Below are 13,853 nucleotides of genomic sequence, written 5' to 3'. Positions count from 1 at the left end.
GCCATTGTGAGCACTTTCGGGTGCTCTGACCGCGAACGAGCTACCGCAGACGGCGCGGACCGGCGTCGCTGGGACCCGGCGGCGGGCCGAGCACCACCGTGACGCCGGTGGCGTGCGCCCCGCGCTCGGCGGCGAGCACCGGGTCGAGCACGAGCGAGCGGATCTCGGGGACGGCGTCGGCGAGCACACCGATCCGCAGCACGAGGTCCTCGAGCGCGGGCAGGTCCGCCCGGCGGGCGCCGCGGTAGCCGTCGAGCAGCGGAGCAGCCCGGGGCGCGCGCACCAGTGTCGCCGCGTCCATCGTCGACAGCGGCGTGGCGCGGTAGGCGCGGTCGCCCAGCAGCTCCCCCACCACCCCGGCGAGCCCGAACGACACGAGCGAGCCGAACGACGGGTCGTCGCGCACCTCGACCACGCACGGGATCCCCGGCGGGGCCTGCACCTGGACGTACACCTCGTCGGAGCCCGAGAGCTCGACGAGCTGCTCGTAGGCGCTCGCGATCGCGGTGGACTCGGTGAGCCCCACGTGCACCCCGCGCAGGTCGGTGCGGTGCCGCCAGCCGCGGTCGGCGGTCTTGAGCACCACCGCGCCGCCCAGCTCCCGCGCCACGGCCACCGCGTCGTCGGCCGAGCGCACCCGGCGGAACGGCGCCACGACCACCCCGACACAGCGCAGCAGCGCGTCGGCCTGCTCGTCGGTGAGCAGGGTGCGCGGGCCGGGCTCGATGGCCGCGACGAGCGTGCGCGCCGCCTCGACGTCGACGCCGGACGGGACGACGAAGTCGCCGACCGGCCGCGAGCGCCACTGCGTGTAGCGCACCGCACGGGAGAGCGCGAGCACCGCGCGCTCGGGGCTCGGGTACGACGGGATGCTGCCGCGCTGCGGTCCGCCGTGCTCGCCGTCGTACACGGTGAGCACCTCGGGGACGCCCTCCGAGGCGAGGAACGTCGAGACCACCGGCTTCTCCGCGCCGCGCACGGCATCGAAGAGGGCCCGGGCGTGCTCGGTGGCGTCGGTGGTGATGGCGGGCACGTAGACGACGACGAGGGCGTCGCACTGGTCGTCGGCGAGGAGATCGGCCACCGCCGCGCGCAGCTCCTCGGCGCCGCTGGACGTGCCCAGGTCGACGGGGTCCCGGGCGAGGAACAGGCCCTGGGCGAGCACGACGTCCGCGGCCAGCACGCCCAGCGCCGTGGAGTTGCCGACGATCCCGATCCGCGGGCCGGGTGGCAGGGGCTGGTGGGCGAGCAGCTGGGCGGCGTCGAAGAGCTCGTCGACCGAGTCCACCCGGATCACCCCGGACTGGTCGAACACCGCGCCCACGGCGGCCTCGTCGATCGGCTGCGCGCTGCCCGCGAGACCCGGCGCGGCGGCGACGTGGCGCCCGCTCTTCACCGCGATCACGGGCTTCTGCCGGGCGAGCCGGCGGGCGACCCGGGCGAACTTGCGCGGGTTGCCGAAGGTCTCGAGGTAGAGCAGGACGACGTCGGTGTCGGGGTCGGTGTCCCAGTACTGCATGAGGTCGTTGCCCGAGAGGTCGGCGCGGTTGCCGGCCGAGACGAACGACGAGAGCCCGAGGCGGCGCTCGGCCGCAGCGGCGAGGATCTGGATGCCGAGCGCCCCGGACTGGCAGAAGAAGCCCACCCGGCCCGGCGGGGGCAGCCGCGGCGCGAGCGAGGCGTTGAGCGACACGTCCGCGTCGAGGTTGACGACGCCGAGCGCGCTCGGACCCACCACCCGCATGCCGTTCGCCCGGGCGGCGGTGACCAGCTCGCGCTGCGCGGCGAGCCCGCTCGGGCCGGTCTCGCCGAATCCCGAGGTGATGACGACGAGCCCCCGCACCCCCTTCTCGAGGCACGCGTCGAAGACGCCCGGGACCTCGTCGGGCGGGACGGCCAGGACGGCCAGGTCCACGTCGTCGGGGATCTCGGTGACGCTCGGGTACGCGCGCACCCCGCGCACCGACCGCGCCTCGGGGTGCACCGGGTAGACGGGGCCGGTGAACCCGCCGCGCAGCAGGTTCGCGAGGACGACGTGGCCGATCTTCGTCTCGTCCGGCGAGGCGCCCACGACGGCCACCGAGCGCGGCGAGAGCACGTTGGCGACGCTGCGGGCCTCGGCGCGCTGCTCCCGTGCGAGCTGCACCTCACGGGCCCGCGAGGTCGACGCGACGTCGAACTCCAGGTGCAGCGTCGAGCCCTCGAGCGCACGGCTGACCTCGAACCCGGCGTCGCGGAAGACCCGGACCATCTGGTGGTTCTCGGTGAGCACCTCGGCGACGAAGCGCGTGAGCCCGCACTCGCGGGCGGCCGCGGCGAGGTGCTCGAGCAGGATCGAGCCGAGACCCCGGCCCTGGTGGTCGTCGCGCACCACGAACGCGACCTCGGCCGCCGTGGTCTGCGCGAGCCGCACGTAGCGCCCGATGGCGATGATCTCGCGGCCGAGCCAGAGCACGAGGGCGACGCGGTCGTGGTGGTCGACCTCGACGAAGTTCTTCAGGTCGCGCTCGGGGATGTGCGGGTAGGGGCTGAAGTACCGGAAGTAGCGGGTGCGGTCCGACAGCCGGCTGTGGAACGCGATCACGTCGTCCGCGTCGTCGGCCGAGATCGGGCGCAGGTGGGCCGTCGCGCCGTCGGAGGCCACGACGTCGGCCTCCCAGTGCGCGGGATAGGGCGCGTCGGGCACCGCCCGGACCTCTGCGGTCGTGGCGTCGGGGTCGGCGATCTCGGTCATCCTCGCCCTCGTCGGGGTGTCAGTCGCGGGTGTCCGCCGGGTCCAGGCCGTGCAGGGGGAACACCGCGCGGCGGGTCTCGAGCAGGAACGGGTCGACCTCGACCTCGGTGAAGCCGCCCCAGCGCTCGAAGTCGGTGGGGGCGTCCTCGGTCATCGACGTCGGCAGCGGGCGCCGGGTCTTCCCGGTGGCGTACGACGTCCAGTCCGCGGGGATCGGGCGGTGCGGCTCGACGTCGCGGTCGAGGACGGTGGCCAGCAGGTGGGTCCAGGACCGGGGCACCGCGCGGAACAGCCCGTAGCCGCCCCCGCCGAGGGCGAGCCACTTGCCGTCCGAGTACTCGGCCGCCAGCTCCCGCAGCCTGCTGTAGATCGCGCGGTGGCCGTCGACGGTGAGCGACAGCTCGGCCAGCGGGTCCTCGTGGTGGGTGTCCACCCCGCACTGGGTGACGAGGATCTGCGGCCGGAAGGCGCCCAGCAGCGACGGGACGACGGCGCTGAACGCCCGCAGCCAGCCCTGGTCGCGCGTGCCGGGCGGCAGCGCGAGGTTGACCGCCGTGCCCGACGCCCGGCCGCTGCCGAGCTCGGAGGCGAAGCCGGTACCGGGCCACAGCGTGCGCGGGTGCTGGTGCATCGAGATCGTCAGCACGCGGTCGTCGTCGTAGAACGCGGCCTGGACGCCGTCGCCGTGGTGGACGTCGGTGTCCAGGTAGGCGATCCGGTCGTAGCCGTGGTCGAGCAGCCAGGAGATCGCCACCGCGCAGTCGTTGTAGACGCAGAAGCCCCAGGCGTGGTCGGCCATGGCGTGGTGCAGCCCACCGGCGATGTTGACCGCGCGGTCGGCCCGGCCCTCGGCGATCTCCCGGGCCGCGGCGATCGAGGCCCCGGTGGCCAGGGCACTCGCCTCGTGCATGCCCTCGAAGATCGGGTTGTCGGACGTCCCGAGCTGGTGGGCCATGTCGTCGCCGCGCTCCGGCGCGACCCGCACCGCCTCGAGGTAGCTGGCCACGTGTACACGGCGCAGCTCCTCGTCGGGCGCCATCGTCGGGGTCAGCAGGTCGACGCCGTCGAGCACGCCCAGCGAGCGCGCGAGGCGCATCGTGAGGTCGAGGCGGACCGGGTGCAGCGGGTGCGACTCGGAGAGCTTGTAGCCCAGCAGGCTCTCGTCCCACACCACGGCCACGCGGGCCGGGTCCACCGTCGGGGCTCCGGAGCTGGTCACGTGGCGACGGTACCGGGGCCGGTCTCCACCGGCCGTCCCGTCCCGCACCAGTGTGACCAGCTCCCGACGTAGAGCCCGGCGGGATCCCCGGGTGTCCGCAGGCCGGCGTGCTCCAGCCCGAGCACGAGCATCGCCGCGCTGACCCCGGAGCCGCAGTAGGCGCCGACCGCCCCCGCCTCCTCGACCAACGGGCGCAGCACCGACGCCGCGTCGTCGGCGGCGCGCCAGTGGCCGTCGTCGCCGATGAGGGTGGCGGCCGGCAGGTTCTCGGCGCCGGGCACGTGGCCCGCGACCGGGTCAATCGGCTCGGTCTCGCCCCGGAAGCGCTCGGCGGCGCGCCCGTCGAGCAGGACGGCGTCGCGCGCCGAGGCGACGTCGGCCGCGCCGGACGCGGTGAGGACCGGCATCGCGCCGGCGTCGACGCGCAGGGTGCCGGGCGGCGCACGCCGCCCCCGACCGTGGAGACCTCGCCGCCCGCGGCCACCCACGCCGGCCAGCCGCCGTCGAGCACCGCGACCCGGTCGGGCCGGATGCCCGCCCAGCGCAGCACCCACCAGGCCCGCGACGACGCCATCCCGTCGCCGCCGTCGTAGACGACGATCTCGGAGTCGTCCACGGCGCCGGCGCGCTGCAGGGTCTCCTCGAGCACGTCGGGGTCGGGCAGCGGATGGCGGCCCGCGGGGCCCGGCGGGCCGGCGAGCTCGGTGTCGAGGTCGACGTAGACGGCGCCGGGGATGTGCCCGGCGTCGTGCTCGACGAGGCCCGGCGGGTCCTCACGGGCGGCGGCCTTGCGCTCCTTGGCGTTGCGGGGCGGCGGCCGCAGCGTCCACCGCACGTCGAGCACCACCGGGCGTCCCTCGGGGCGCCCGAGGGCGTCCCGGAGCCAGTCGACGGGCACGACGGGGGTGGGCAGGGGACCCGACTCGGTGTCCATGCGTCGATCGTGCCCTGTGGCACCACCTCGCCGCCGTATCGGTGTCGGACAGCGTCGGTACTATTGGTGAGCGGAAAGGGGTGTGCATGAACGACCTCATCGACACCACCGAGATGTACCTCCGGACGATCTACGAGCTCGAGGAGGAAGGGGTCGTCCCCCTCCGGGCCCGCATCGCCGAGCGTCTGGAGCAGAGCGGTCCCACCGTCAGCCAGACCGTCGCCCGTATGGAGCGTGACGGCCTGGTCCACGTCGCGGGCGACCGCCATCTCGAGCTCACCCCGGGCGGGCGCGCCAAGGCGGTGGCCGTCATGCGGAAGCACCGCCTCGCCGAGCTGCTGCTCGTCAACGTCATCGGGCTCGAGTGGGAGCACGTGCACGTCGAGGCGTGCCGCTGGGAGCACGTCATGAGCGACGCCGTCGAGCGCAAGCTGTTCACGCTGCTCGGCGAGCCCTCGGTGTCGCCGTACGGCAACCCGATCCCCGGTCTCGAGACCCTCCGCAACAGCGACGGCGAGGAGCCCGCGGCCCCGACGCGCACGCCCACGCCCGACGAGGCGGGCCTCGTGCGGCTCGACGAGTTCGCGCGCGGCGGCGGCGGCAAGGTCGAGGTGCGCCGCATCGCCGAGCACATCCAGCTCAACGAGCAGCTCATGGCGGACCTCAAGAGCGCCGGCGTGCTGCCGGGCAGCGACGTCGACGTCGTGGCCATCCCCCGCTTCGGCGACGCGGTGGGGGTCGGGCACAAGGGCTCGAGCGCGCAGGTCGACCCGCTGGTGGCCCACGCCGTGCTGGTGCGCGCCCAGTAGCTCCTCCCCCCGCCGGGCCCACGACGTGGGCCCGGCACACTGGCCGTCATGACGCTGGTGGTCACGGGGGGCGCCGGGTACGTGGGCAGCGTGTGCGCCCGGTACCTGCTGGACGCGGGCAACGACGTGGTGGTGGTCGACGACCTGTCGACCGGGCACCGGGACGCGGTGCCCGAGGGTGCGCGGCTCGTGGTGGGCGACGTCGCGGAGGTCGCCGACGAGGTGCTCGGCGCCGGGGATGTCGACGGCGTCGTGCACTGCGCGGCGCGCTCGCTGGTGGGCGAGTCGGCCGAGAAGCCCGCGAAGTACTGGCACGGCAACGTCGTCACCACCGTCGCGCTGCTCGACGCCCTGCGGCGCCACGACGTGCCGCGGCTGGTGTTCTCCTCGAGCGCGGCCACCTACGGCGAGCCCGAGGGCTCCCCGATCACCGAGGACGCGCCGACGCGCCCGACCAACACCTACGGCGCGACGAAGCTCGCCGTCGACCTCGCGATCGGCAACTACACCGCGGCCTCGGGCGGCGCGCTCGGCGCGGTGAGCCTGCGCTACTTCAACGTCGCCGGGGCGCACGGCACCGGCGGCACCGCCGCGCTGGGCGAGCGGCACACGGTCGAGACCCACCTCATCCCCCTGGTCCTCCAGGTCGCCCTCGGGCAGCGCGACGAGATCGCGATCTACGGCGACGACTGGCCCACCCCCGACGGCACCTGCGTGCGCGACTACATCCACGTCGACGACCTCGCCGAGGCCCACGTGCTCGCGCTCGACCTGCTGGCCCGCGGCGACGCCGGGTCGCTCGGCGAGGCGGGCGGGCACCTCGTGTGCAACCTGGGGAACGGGCAGGGCTTCTCGGTGCTCGAGGTGATCGAGGCCTGCCGTCGGGTGACCGGCCACGCCATCCCGGCGCGCGTGGCGCCGCGGCGCGCCGGCGACCCGGGCGTACTCGTCGCGTCGTCGGCTCGGGCCCGCGCCGAGCTGGGCTGGAAGCCCACCCACACCGAGCTCGACGGCATCGTCGCCGACGCCTGGGCCTTCGCCCGCGCGCGGGCCTGAGCCCTCACCTCGTCCGGCCTCTCAGCCGCGCCCCCGACTCGGCGCTGGCCTCGCGGATGATCGTGCGCACCGCGTCCGGCCCGGCGCCCGACGCGAGCAGGGCCTCGACGAGCCCGGTGAGCCGGTGGCCCGGGTCGGCGCGGCGCGCCCGCTCGAGCGCCACCCCCACGAGCGCCGAGCCGCCGCGCACGAGGAGCCCGCAGGCCAGCAGGATCGCGGGCTCGGCGACCTCGGGCGCCGGGACGGCCCGCACCAGCAGCGTCCAGAGCTGCTCGGCGGCCGTCGCGACCGCCTCATCGGGATCGAGCGCCCAGCCCATCACGGTGTCCCGGACGTCCGGGTCGGTGAGCGCCACCGCGACGCGCGCCATCTCCGCGTCGCCGAGCACCCGGCCGGCGGCCACCTCGCCGCGCGCGGCGACGACCGCGTCGAGATCCCGGCGCGCGGCCGCCGGCCCGCCCAGCTCCCGGTCGAGCGCGGCGGCCTCGAACTCCGCGGCGAGCAGCTCGGGCATCCGGTGGTGCGACCCCGCCGGCGCCAGCGACGCCTCGAGCTCGTCGCGCGACGCGTAGGTGACCTGCCCGAGCCACGCCGCCGCGGCCGCGAGCGGGGAGTCCTCGGTGGGGGCGACCGCGCCCCGGCAGTCGCACGGCGGGTAGCACCGCCACGGCGCCCCGGTGGCGATCTGCGGCACCCACAGCCGTGACGGCACGGCGACGCCGCGCCGCGTGAACGCCTCGCGGACGGCGTCGGCGACGTCGAGCCGGGGCGGCCCGCCGTCGTCCGGGCCGGAGGCGACGACGATCGCCGCGATCTCGGCGGGCCGGGTGGGCACCACCCGGGCCGCGCACCCCTCGACGACGGCCTCGACGTCGTCGGGGGCGGGCAGGTCGGCCCGCGCGACGACGCCGAGCCGTCGACGCCGTCCGCCACCGTGGACGGCGACGATCACGACGGACTCGACGGGGCGGAAGCCGAGCAGGTGCGGGACGGCAGCGATGAGCTCGCCGGGTTCGTGCAGGCGGAGTCGGAGGGGGCCCGGGGCGTCGGGCGGGGCGTCGGATCGGCGGTGGTCGGTGCTCACACGGGTTCGGACGCAGCGGTCGTTCCCCCGGATCCATCGGGTTCCGGAGCCTGTGGACAACCCCTGTTCTCCCGACCGTCACGCGATCCGCTTGCCGGGGCCCCCGGCGGCGGCGAGGGTGGGGCCGTGCACCCCGTGGAACCCCCGACGGACGCCTCAGCCGCTGACGTCACGGCTGCCGTCGCTGACGGTTCAACCGGGGGCGCCGAGACGTCCCACGACTACGACCTGCTCGTGATCGGCTCGGGTCCCGGCGGGCAGAAGGCGGCGATCGCGGCCGCCAAGCTCGGCAAGCGGGTCGCGATCGTCGAACGGCGCGGCATGATCGGGGGCGTCTGCACGCAGACCGGCACGATCCCGTCGAAGACCCTGCGCGAGGCCGTCCTCTACCTCACCGGCTACGCGATGCGCGGGCTCTACGGCGAGAGCTACCGGGTCAAGCAGGACATCACCGTCCAGGACCTGCTCGCGCGCACCAACTTCGTCATCGGCCGCGAGGAGGAGGTGATCCGCGCGCAGCTGCAGCGCAACCGGGTCGACCTGCTCAGCGGGGCCGCCCGGTTCGTCGACGAGCACGCCGTCGAGGTGGTCGGCGACCGCCGCGGGGAGCACCAGACGGTCACCGCCTCGAAGATCGTCGTCGCCACCGGCACCCGGCCCGCCCGGCCGCCGCAGGTCGAGTTCGACGACCGCCGCGTCGTCGACTCCGACGGCATCCTCGCGATGGAGCAGATCCCGGCCAGCATGGTCGTCGTCGGCGCCGGGGTGATCGGCATCGAGTACGCCTCGATGTTCGCCGCCCTCGGCACCCGCGTGACCGTCGTCGAGCGCCGGCCCCAGATGCTCGACTTCTGCGACGCCGAGGTCATCGAGTCGCTGAAGTTCCACCTGCGCGACCTCGCGGTCACCTTCCGGTTCGGCGAGGAGGTCTCCGGCGTCGCGGTGTCCGAGCGCGGCACCGTGACGACGCTCGCGAGCGGCAAGAAGATCCCGGCCGAGACGGTCATGTACTCGGCGGGCCGCCAGGGCGTCACCGACCAGCTCTCGGTGGAGCGCGCCGGGCTCGAGGTGGACGACCGCGGCCGCCTCAAGGTCGACGAGCACTTCCGCACCGCGGTGCCGCACATCTACGCCGTCGGCGACGTCATCGGCTTCCCCGCGCTCGCCGCGACGTCGATGGAGCAGGGCCGGCAGGCGGCGTACCACGCGTTCGGCGAGCCCGTGCAGTCGATGACCGCGGTCTCGCCGTTCGGGATCTACACCATCCCGGAGGTCAGCTACTGCGGCGCCACCGAGGCCGAGCTCACCGAGCAGGCCGTCCCCTACGAGGTGGGCATCTCGCGCTACCGCGAGCTCGCGCGCGGCCAGATCGTCGGCGACGACTACGGGATGCTGAAGCTGCTGGTCTCCCCCGACACCCACGCGCTGCTCGGCGTGCACGTGTTCGGGACCTCGGCCACCGAGCTCATCCACATCGGCCAGGCGATCATGGGCTGTGGCGGCACGGTCGACTACCTCGTCGACGCGGTGCTGAACTTCCCGACGCTCTCGGAGGCCTACAAGGTCGCCGCCCTCGACGCCACGAACAAGATCCGTGCCCTCGAACAGTTCGCCTGAGCCCGGGTTCGCGCGCGACGCGTTCGTCCTCCCCCGCGCCCCCGACGGCGGCGACGCGGTCTACCTCGCCGGCAACTCCCTGGGCGCCCAGCCCCGCGCCGCGCGGGACGCGGTGCTCGCCGCGGTGGACGAGCAGTGGGCGAGGGTCGGGGTCGCGGGCTGGGAGGACAGCGGCTGGTGGGCGACGCCGCAGCGTCTCGGCGACCGGGTGGGCGCGCTGGTCGGCGCCGCACCCGGGCAGACGGTGGTCGGCGACTCGACGTCGGTCCAGCTCTTCGGGGCGTTGATCGCCGCGTCCCGGCTCCGGCCGGGGCGCTCGGTGCTGCTCTCCGACGCCGGCCACTTCCCCACCGACCGCTACCTCGCCGCGTCCGTGGCGCGCCTGACGGGCCTGACACTCGTCACCGCGGCGCCGGACGCGATGGCCCCGGACGCCGACACCGCCGTCGTGGCCGTGCCCGCCGTCGACTTCCGCACCGGCGAGCGGTGGGACCTCGCCGCGATCGTCGAGCGTGCGCACGCGGCCGGCGCGGTGGTGGTGGCCGACCTGTCGCACGGCGTCGGCGTCCTGCCCGTCGACCTCGACGGCCTCGGCGTCGACCTGGCCGTCGGCTGCACCTACAAGTACCTCAACGGCGGCCCGGGCGCGCCCGCGTTCATCTCCGTCGCCGCCCGCCACCACGCCGTCCTCGACCCGCCGCTCACCGGCTGGACCGGCCACGCCGAGCCCTTCGCGATGACCGAGGCGTGGACCCCGGCGCCCGGCGTCGGTCGCCTGCGCGTCGGCACACCGCCGATGCTGTCGATGCTCGCCCTCGACGGCGCGCTGTCGGTCTTCGACGGCGTCGCCCTCGCCGACGTCCTCGCGGCGTCCCTGGCGCTCGGCGACGCCTTCCTCGAGGCGCTGCCGGCCGGGGTCGAGGTCGTGACCCCGCGCGAGCACGGACGTCGGGGCGGGCACGTCGCCGTGCGCGTCCCGGACGCCGAGGGCCTGTGCGCGGCGCTGGCCGGGCGGGGGGTCGTCGTCGACGCCCGCCCGCCGGACCTCCTGCGCTTCGGCTTCGCCGCCCCGTACGTCACGCTCGACGACGCCCGCGTCGCGGCCCGGGAGCTCGCGGCGCTGCTGGGCTGAGCGCGTCCCCGAAACGCAACGAACGCCCTATCGGCGTGCTCAACACGCCGATAGGGCGTTCGTTTCGTACTCGGGGCCCGATCAGCTCCCGGTCGGGAACCGAAGGATGGCGCCGACGCCGTCCTGCAGCGTCGTGCCGCCGCCGAGGACCTGCACCTGCCCACCCAGGGCACCGACGGCGCGCAGCAGGACCTGCTCCGCGGGCCGGGCGACGGGCTCGGTGTCGGAGATCTCGGCGAGGTTCGCCGGGTCGGTGGAGATGGCCTCCGGCGACGACCCCGCGTAGAGCTCGCCGGGCACCTCCTGGCCGTCGACCAGCAGGAGCGTGTCGACCGCGCCGGTCCGCGCGGCCTCGAGCACCGGCTCGAGGCCCTCGACGGCGTTGGCGTGGCCCTTGCCCTCCTCGAAGCGCTGGCGCACGCCCGACTCGCGCTCGGTGGCGATCTCCCCGGTGACGGTGAGCAGGGCGTCCTCGAGCGCGCTCTCCGACGCGCCGGCGGCGCGGCTGCCGGCCTCGATCTCGCGGGTGATGTCGGCGAGGTCGCCGGTCAGCTCCTGGCGCACCGACGAGCGGCCCTGGATCTCGCCGGCGATGACGATGACCTCGGGCCGGAACTGCGAGGCGGCGCTGCGCAGCCCCTTCACGACGGCGTCCGCGTTCTCGTAGGAGGCCATCTCGTGGCGGTTCTGGCGGGTCCGGTTGCCGGGGCCGCCGCCGCGGGCCTTGTGGACGGTCTCGATCGCCTGGCCCTTGACCGTCTCCTCGGAGAGCTCGCGCGCGCCCTCGCTGTTGTCGGCGATCACCTGGTAGATGTCGCCGCCGGTCTGGTCGACCACGGCGAGCAGCACGCGCACCGAGCCGGTCTGGCTGCGGTAGTACCGCCCGAGCTCGGGCAGCGGCGACCACACGGCGATGTCGCCCGCCGCGTCGACGGCCTCGACCTCGTCGTCGAAGAGGATGCCGTCCGCCGAGGCCACGAGGACGCGGCCGACCTCGGTGATCGAGCCGGCGCGCTCGCCGCCGAGCTCCTCGTCCAACGCGGCGAGGGTCTTGTCGTCGGCGCCGGCCTGCTGGAGCTGCTTCGACAGATCACGCCAGCGCAGCTCGACCTGCTTGTCCGAGTTCTCGCCGGCCTGCACGGCCTCCAGGTAGACCGTCGCGAACGGCCCCGGCCGCTCGAAGATGTCTCGAGTACGCGACAGGTCCATCCGGTGTTCCTCCTGCTCCACCCCGTCCCGGGGTGGGACGGGAACGTCGACTTCCTTATCGTTCGACCTACCCTCTCGTCCCTTCGCGCATGCGTGACGAGGGGGTGAGCGGTGCGCTGCCGGCGACCGGCGGGAGCACCAGGGCACCGGCGCGCTTGACGTGCCGGGCGATCGGGGCCGTGTCCACGCGGTCGATCCCCGTCATGACCCCGAGCCCGCCGACGAGCAGGTCGTGGAGGCCGTCGATGTCGGCGCAGAGCACGAAGGCGACCACGTTCGTCGCGCCGGAGGTCGACGCGGCGAAGGCGACGGCCGGGTGCTCGTCGAGCGCCTTCGCGACCTGCGGGATCCGCGAGGGCGTGACGCCGAGCCACAGCACGGCCTCACAGCCCATGCCGACCGCACGGGGCTCGACGTCCACCTCGAACCGCAGCACGCCTTCGTCGCGCAGCCGGTCCAGGCGCCGCCGGACCGACGACTCCGACCACCCGGTGACCGACGCCAGCGCCGGCGCGGGGGCGCGTCCGTCGCGGGCCAGCGCGGCGAGGAGCCGGAGCTCGGGGTCGTCGAGCCGGCGAGCTGCCGGTCGCGGCGGCGTCGGACGGGCGAGGCCGGCCGCCCCGTCCTCGGGCAGGGCGTGCCGGTGACCCGGCCAGCCGCCGACCCCGGCGAGCGGGCGCAGCAGGCACTGGGCCGTGACCGCCGTGACCGCGGTGACACCGCGGGCCCCGGGCATCGTGGGCGTCAGGGGTGCGACGCCCGCGGAGACCCGGACGACGGCGGTCACCTCGGTGCCGCCGGACGCGAGGCCGACCCATCGCACGTCGTCACGCCGGGCCAGGGCGTCGGCCGTCCGCCGGCAGGCCGCCGGGTCGCCGCGCAGCCGCACCAACCAGTCGATCAGGTCGAGCGCCCGGGGGTCCGCCACCCCGACGACCCGCACCGCACCGGTCGAGCGCAGGTGCCCGTAGCGGCGGGTCAGCGTCCGCGCGGAGACCCCGACGAGCGGGGCCACGTCGGCGAACGGGACGCGGCCGTCGAGGTGGAGCGCGTGCACGATCTGGAGGTCGATCTCGTCGAGGACGGCCGAATCCACCATCGGGCCAGGGTCGCACGTCGTCATCGCGCGGCGCGGGCCTCACTCGTGACCTCCCGGGACGGACGGCCGCAGGGTCGGTGGGTCAGTGCTCGACCCGGCAACCCTCGACCCCGAAGCGGAGCACCGCCGTGACCCACCCCGACCTGTCGGCGAGGATCGATCCCGTCGCCACCACCGCCCGCCTGACCGCGGCCTCGCGGGCCCGGGACTCCCGGCGCGCCGACCGTCTGGTCGACGATCCCCTGGCGTCCGTCCTGGCCGGGGCGCAGGGCGAGGAGATGCTCGCGCAGGCGGAGGCGGGCGACGTCATCCCCGTCCGCACCCGCTGGTTCGACGACCGGCTCCGCGCGGCCGTCGCGTCCGGCGTCGACCAGGTCGTGCTCGTCGCGGCCGGGATGGACACCCGGGCCTGGCGGCTCGGCCTCGGTCCGACGACGCTGCTGGTCGAGGTGGACCGTCCCGAGCTGCTCGCGCTGAAGGCCGACCTGCTGGCCACCGCGCCGCCCCCGGACGCCACCCGGGTGCCGGTCGGCGCGGACCTCACCACCGCGTGGGACGACGACGTGCTCGCCGCGGGCATCGACCCGGCGCGACCGGTCTGCTGGGTCGTCGAGGGCCTCCTGCAGTACCTGGCGGCCGACGACGTCGACCGGCTGCTCGACCGGATCACCGCGCTCTCGGCGCCCGGGAGCCACCTGCTGATCGACGTCGTCGGGCAGGCGCTGCTCGATCTGCTCGCCCCGACGCCGATGCTCGCGCGCTTCGCCCGCCTCGGGATGCCGTGGGTGTTCGGCAGCGACGACCCGGCGGGCCTCGTCGCGGGGCGGGGCTGGACGAGCGAGGTGCACCTGTTCGGCGAGGTGGCGGTCGCGTCCGGGCGGTCCTCGCTCGCCCCGCCCGGTGGGCCCGACGGCTACCTCGTGCACGCCACCCGGTGAGGCGGTAGGACGGCAAGCACCC

12 protein-coding genes and 1 pseudogene are annotated in these 13,853 nt (G+C 75.2%); 6 read left to right on the top strand and 7 right to left on the bottom strand.

Features of this window, described 5'->3' with window-relative positions; translation table 11 throughout:
• Positions 1 to 40: 40 nt before the first annotated feature.
• The 3 genes from ACQPYN_RS11875 to ACQPYN_RS11865 are packed head-to-tail and all read right to left on the bottom strand — an operon-like array spanning position 41 to position 4,360.
• A complete protein-coding gene (locus tag ACQPYN_RS11875) occupies positions 41 to 2,734 on the bottom strand; it encodes a GNAT family N-acetyltransferase (protein ID WP_433037019.1) in 2,694 nt (897 codons plus the stop codon).
• Positions 2,735 to 2,753: 19 nt separating this feature from the next.
• Entirely contained in the window at positions 2,754 to 3,953 is a 1,200-nt protein-coding gene (locus tag ACQPYN_RS11870; RefSeq protein ID WP_433037017.1) for an acetoin utilization protein AcuC, read from the bottom strand.
• The gene (locus ACQPYN_RS11865; RefSeq protein ID WP_433037015.1) at positions 3,950 to 4,360 is read right to left on the bottom strand and encodes a sulfurtransferase; all 411 of its coding nucleotides are present in this window, start codon (positions 4,358 to 4,360) and stop codon (positions 3,950 to 3,952) included. The genes ACQPYN_RS11870 and ACQPYN_RS11865 overlap by 4 nt, the downstream gene beginning before the upstream one ends.
• 51 nt (positions 4,361 to 4,411) lie before the next feature.
• On the opposite strand from ACQPYN_RS11865, the gene ACQPYN_RS11860 reads away from it, so the two are divergent.
• The gene (locus ACQPYN_RS11860; RefSeq protein ID WP_433037013.1) at positions 4,412 to 4,546 is read left to right on the top strand and encodes a hypothetical protein; all 135 of its coding nucleotides are present in this window, start codon (positions 4,412 to 4,414) and stop codon (positions 4,544 to 4,546) included.
• Here ACQPYN_RS11860 and ACQPYN_RS11855 read toward each other — a convergent pair.
• Positions 4,492 to 4,887, bottom strand: a pseudogene (locus ACQPYN_RS11855) (sulfurtransferase); the annotation flags it as partial. The gene ACQPYN_RS11860 and the pseudogene ACQPYN_RS11855 sit on opposite strands and share 55 nt — an antisense overlap.
• An 86-nt stretch (positions 4,888 to 4,973) precedes the next feature.
• Between ACQPYN_RS11855 and ACQPYN_RS11850 the strand changes: the two are divergent.
• Positions 4,974 to 5,696 (top strand): metal-dependent transcriptional regulator, encoded by a 723-nt coding sequence (locus ACQPYN_RS11850; protein ID WP_328308915.1) that lies wholly within the window; start codon positions 4,974 to 4,976, stop codon positions 5,694 to 5,696.
• A gap of 48 nt (positions 5,697 to 5,744) precedes the next feature.
• Entirely contained in the window at positions 5,745 to 6,752 is a 1,008-nt protein-coding gene (gene galE / locus ACQPYN_RS11845; protein ID WP_433037011.1) for a UDP-glucose 4-epimerase GalE, read from the top strand.
• A 4-nt stretch (positions 6,753 to 6,756) separates the two neighbouring features.
• Here the strand turns inward: galE and ACQPYN_RS11840 are convergent, their stop codons facing one another.
• Entirely contained in the window at positions 6,757 to 7,836 is a 1,080-nt protein-coding gene (locus ACQPYN_RS11840; RefSeq protein WP_433037009.1) for a DUF4192 domain-containing protein, read from the bottom strand.
• Between the two features lie 234 nt (positions 7,837 to 8,070).
• Here ACQPYN_RS11840 and sthA point away from each other — a divergent pair, with 234 nt between their 5' ends.
• Both sthA and ACQPYN_RS11830 read left to right on the top strand, forming a co-directional pair.
• Entirely contained in the window at positions 8,071 to 9,453 is a 1,383-nt protein-coding gene (gene sthA, locus ACQPYN_RS11835) for a Si-specific NAD(P)(+) transhydrogenase (RefSeq protein WP_433037007.1), read from the top strand.
• Positions 9,431 to 10,585 (top strand): aminotransferase class V-fold PLP-dependent enzyme, encoded by a 1,155-nt coding sequence (locus ACQPYN_RS11830; RefSeq protein WP_433037005.1) that lies wholly within the window; start codon positions 9,431 to 9,433, stop codon positions 10,583 to 10,585. Before sthA ends, ACQPYN_RS11830 begins: the two co-directional genes overlap by 23 nt.
• A gap of 81 nt (positions 10,586 to 10,666) precedes the next feature.
• Here the strand turns inward: ACQPYN_RS11830 and ACQPYN_RS11825 are convergent, their stop codons facing one another.
• Together ACQPYN_RS11825 and ACQPYN_RS11820 are read right to left on the bottom strand one after the other, a co-directional pair.
• Positions 10,667 to 11,794 (bottom strand): hypothetical protein, encoded by a 1,128-nt coding sequence (locus tag ACQPYN_RS11825; protein WP_433037003.1) that lies wholly within the window; start codon positions 11,792 to 11,794, stop codon positions 10,667 to 10,669.
• A gap of 67 nt (positions 11,795 to 11,861) precedes the next feature.
• The gene (locus tag ACQPYN_RS11820) at positions 11,862 to 12,893 is read right to left on the bottom strand and encodes an Lrp/AsnC family transcriptional regulator (RefSeq protein ID WP_433037001.1); all 1,032 of its coding nucleotides are present in this window, start codon (positions 12,891 to 12,893) and stop codon (positions 11,862 to 11,864) included.
• 128 nt (positions 12,894 to 13,021) lie between these two features.
• Between ACQPYN_RS11820 and ACQPYN_RS11815 the strand changes: the two genes are divergently transcribed.
• Positions 13,022 to 13,831, top strand: a complete 810-nt coding sequence (locus tag ACQPYN_RS11815) for a class I SAM-dependent methyltransferase (RefSeq protein WP_433036999.1) — start codon at positions 13,022 to 13,024, stop codon at positions 13,829 to 13,831.
• The last annotated feature ends 22 nt before the right edge of the window (positions 13,832 to 13,853 follow it).

The organism is Actinomycetospora sp. CA-053990 (assembly GCF_050948445.1).
Lineage (GTDB): Bacteria > Actinomycetota > Actinomycetes > Mycobacteriales > Pseudonocardiaceae > Actinomycetospora > Actinomycetospora callitridis.
The sequence above is the reverse complement of the archived record's forward strand: the minus strand, read 5'-3'. Positions and strand labels throughout refer to the sequence as shown.